The organism is Lysinibacillus sp. FJAT-14222 (assembly GCF_001278875.1).
Taxonomy (GTDB): Bacteria; Bacillota; Bacilli; order Bacillales_A; family Planococcaceae; genus Lysinibacillus; species Lysinibacillus agricola.
In genome coordinates this window covers 1-4,075 of record NZ_LIYL01000060.1, presented here as the reverse complement: position 1 = coordinate 4,075, position 4,075 = coordinate 1, and the positions used below count along the sequence as shown (strand labels likewise).

2 protein-coding genes and 1 pseudogene are annotated in these 4,075 nt (G+C 34.9%); 2 read left to right on the top strand and 1 reads right to left on the bottom strand.

Annotation, left to right across the window (positions count from 1 at the left end):
• Window positions 1–230: 230 nt before the first annotated feature.
• Window positions 231–470 (top strand): hypothetical protein, encoded by a 240-nt coding sequence (locus AN161_RS29200; RefSeq protein WP_143115067.1) that lies wholly within the window; start codon window positions 231–233, stop codon window positions 468–470.
• A gap of 89 nt (window positions 471–559) precedes the next feature.
• Here the strand turns inward: AN161_RS29200 and AN161_RS25040 are convergent, their stop codons facing one another.
• On the bottom strand, window positions 560–3,427 hold the full coding sequence (locus AN161_RS25040; protein ID WP_053597038.1) for a hypothetical protein: 2,868 nt from the start codon (window positions 3,425–3,427) through the stop codon (window positions 560–562).
• Between the two features lie 414 nt (window positions 3,428–3,841).
• On the opposite strand from AN161_RS25040, the pseudogene AN161_RS29195 reads away from it, so the two are divergent.
• A pseudogene (locus tag AN161_RS29195) lies at window positions 3,842–4,006 on the top strand (AAA family ATPase); the annotation flags it as partial.
• Window positions 4,007–4,075 lie beyond the last annotated feature (69 nt).

Below are 4,075 nucleotides of genomic sequence, written 5' to 3'. Positions count from 1 at the left end.
GCTTTCGCACAGTGAAAAAACCTTGTTGCTGTCGCTTCGCTTTCGCACAGTGAAAAAACCTTGCTGCTGTCGCTTCGCTTTCGCACAGTGAAAAAACCTTGCTGCTGCCGGTTTACTTTCCCACAAAACACATTTTGCTGAAGTTTTGTTTCTTCACTATAAATTAGAATGATCTGCCAGAAGATACATACTACATGAATTGTTGATTGGAGTGGGGACTGGGCGACTCCTTGGGGATCAGCGGTAGAGGAACGAAGGCTAAAACCATCACATCCTGTGATAACGCCTTCGTGACCAACGTCGTGTTGGCCCGAGACCCTGCAGCGAAGCGGATGTTTTCTGTGCGAAAGCGTAGTGCTAACGTAGCGGCAGCAACTGGGTTTTGTCTGTGCGAAAGCGTAGCGGCAGCAACAAAGCGCTCAGTCGGAACGGAAATCAACAATTCGTTTTGCAAAAGAGCTATTTATTAGAACACCTGAACTTCATTGACACAATAGTTTTTCAACACTAAAACCCCGAATAAATTTCGTTATTCGGGGTTTGGCTTTAAATATTTTTTTTATAAATCGTTTGCATACATTTTCTTATATAGAATTTCTAATTTTTTCGAGAGCTTACCATAGGCAGTTTGCCAAGCTTTCCGAGCCGTTTCATTACCCTCTGTCGAAGGTACGTAAAGAGCATGAACATCGGCTACCTTCTTCAAGTCACTCTCGGCCTGTGTTAGCTTAGAATAATTTTTCACGACGCTCTTTTCAGAAGCACCAAGATCATCATATGCTGTACGAATTTCTTTGACTTTAGTCTCCAAGTCATCAATATATTCACCATTTACAAGCAATGAATTAATGGATTCTACTAACTTTAAAGCATTTTCGTTAGATTGTTGTTGATCTTTATCTTTATCAATAATAGATTGTCGTATTTCTGGACTTACTAAACTCATTTGTTTGGATGTAAGCTTAGCAAAAGCTTTGATAACAGTTGCTGGGTTACTATTAAATGATTTTTCATACGTCTTGATAAATGATTCTACTTTTTTCACATCAGAAACCGCTGTTGTTAAGATGGAAGCATTCGTAATACGTTTTTTATCACTAGAGCTCAACTTATTATATTGAGTTGAAAGTTCCTTAATTTTTTCCATTGAAACTGTATAAGTATCATTTGAAACAATGGTTGCAATTTCATTATTTAATTTTGTAATGTCTGGTGCATTCCCATCTACTAAACGATTATTGAGCAAATCTTCATATTGCTGTTTAGCTAAATGCTGTTGATTTGCAGGTAGCTTAGCATAAGCTGTTTGTACTGTTTGAATTTTTTTTGCTTGTTTCGTAGCATCTGTTTCCTCTCGTGCAGTTTGCACTTTTTTATGGAATGACTTAACACCAGAGAGATCTTTACTAGCAGCTGTTAATAAATAATAGTTTGTTACATACTTTCTTGCAGAGGAAGATAGGTTTTTATATGTTGCCGTCGCTGCATTAACAGCAGTTTCAAACTGTGCAAATGAATATTTTGTTACGTCAGAAAACTTTGCAACGTCAGCCTTCAAAGCTACTGCAGCAGCTTTATCAGCAGGTTCCTTACCATTTACATCAACTGTAATATTTGGTGTATTTAATAAAAAATCGTTTGCATTATAAACAAGTGATTGTTGTAGACTAGTTAACTTATTATAAGCTTTCAATATATTGGTATAGCTAGATTTCAGCTTACTTTCAGCTACCCCTGGCGTTTCTGAAAGCTTTTGATAGGCATCCATGTCCTTAATAATTTTTTCAGCTGTTTTAAAATCCTTTTGCAAGGTTACAATGCTTTCATATCCGACAATTTTAGCCACTGAAGTTTTCGTTAAGCCCTTATATTCATTAATAATACGATTTACATTGTTGACATGGCCCTGCCAAGAATTTACTGACGGATCTATTGGGTAACTGTCATCCACATCGCCTACATAGCTTTCTATCTCGATATTTAATCTGTCTATTTGACTATCTTCTGCGTTTTCTGCTTCAAGTAATCTATTAACATATTTTTCTGGCACTAGTTGTAATTGTTTATAAGTAAGCTTTTCATAAGACGAACGTATTGATTTTGCTGTAGTCACCTGTTTGCTAGGTGAATTATTCGATGACAGCTTTTCAAAAAGTTTAATAAATTGTTCAGCTTTTTTAATGTCCTGCTTGGCATCACTTAAAATTGTTTGATTTTGAACAGTTGCTCGGTAATTTTGAGATAATTTTGCTATATCCTTTTCAATTGTTTCAACTGCTGTTTGTAAAGATTCAATGCTAGTAGGTACGTACTTAACAAAGGAATTTTCATAAGTTAATAATGCAACAATTTCCTGATTTAGTCTTCTAACTTCAGTAAATTCTTCGATATCTGTTGGATCTTTTAAAATGTTCTTAATACTATTATATAAGGCATCATTTATATCTAAGCTGCGTTGTAATAAATCCAACTTATCATAAGCCTCATCAATTTCTTTTAAATAGTTTGGTAGGTCTTTTTCATTAACCTCATTAACCTTATCCACTTTCTCATTTAACTTGCTTAATACGTCTACATCAGCAATTGCTCTCTTTAATACATTATAATTTGTCACATTCGCCTTTGCCGGAGATGATAGTGCCTCATATTTACTTTCTAATGCAGTTACTTCTGCCTTAAAAGCTTCTAGACTTGTTACATTATATTTGTTGTCATTTATTAGTAGCGTTTTAATTTCTTTAATCATAGAATCAATTGGCTCTTTAGATACTGTTATCACATCAGAAACATCAGATTCTACAAAAGAAGTTCCTACCTTTGCCTTCGCTTTAACTATAATATCTTTCATGCCTTTGTCTAATGCATCTTTGGGAATTGTATATGTGCTGCTAGTAGCTCCATCAATAATAGTGAAGGAATCACCCACTTTATAAAACCATTGATAGCTATATGTAATTTGACTACTTTGTAACTTTGCCCCTGCTTTATCGGTCACATTTGCGCCGGCTACTATTACCGATTCACCTGGTACTGCATAACTTGAACTACTTTCAATTTTTGGTGCAGTTATTGAAAGTTGCAGTTCATTGATAGTACGAGGTTCACTCTTATACTTTTCATCTTTCGTTGTAGTCGCTTCCACGAAAATTGTTTTGCCAGCCGCTTCAACTGGTATTGTAAATGATGCTGATGTTGCACCAGAGATTGGTTTATTCGTTGTATCTTTAGTATTATCTACATAGTACCACTGATAACCATTTACAATCGAATTTGCAGGTAAGTTTTCAATAGAAGCTTTTAAAGTTTCATTTACTATATTTTGTCCTGAGACTGAAACTGTATCGGCTCCCGCCGCTCCTGCAACTGTTGGTACAATAAGGGCTGCTGGTATAGCTGCTGCAGCTGTGAAAAATATTTTTTTATTCAAATTTCATACCTCCTCTATCATCTATTAAATTATATCGGCTAGATTTTTAATATTTTCTTCGTTTTATAGAATATTTCTAAAAAGTGTATTTCCTCCCCATTTCAATACTAAAAATAATAATATTTTGATTTTTATACTACATAGATTTTTAATTTACTTTGAATTCACACTAAAATTAATAAATAACCTAAACAATACACCTTCTAAGCATTTAAATAGTACTATGTACTGTTTTATATTAATAGGAAAAGAAGCATTTTCCAGTTTAGAGGGATATAATGCATAATAAAACTATTACTAGGATATTAATGGGAAATTAGGGAGCTTGATCAGAGTATGGAAAATCTTTATGAACCTAGTTTAACAAGCAATGATGTAGACAGGACAAGAAGCTACCAAGTTAGTAATCTATGCTTGTTCGCTAAATTTCGAAAAAAGGTAGGCGGTGGCGTTCTTCTCTATGGCCCATCTGGATGTGGAAAAACATTTATAGCCAAGGCAACAGCTGGGGAATGTAAGGCAAATTTCTATCCTGTTCATATTACAGATATTTTAAGTGCCTTTACTGGAGAAACTGACTACTCCCACAGCTAAAGCAGTGGGGTTCTTATATACTTAAGAGAAGCGTTACAAAGCTCTCCACAGATG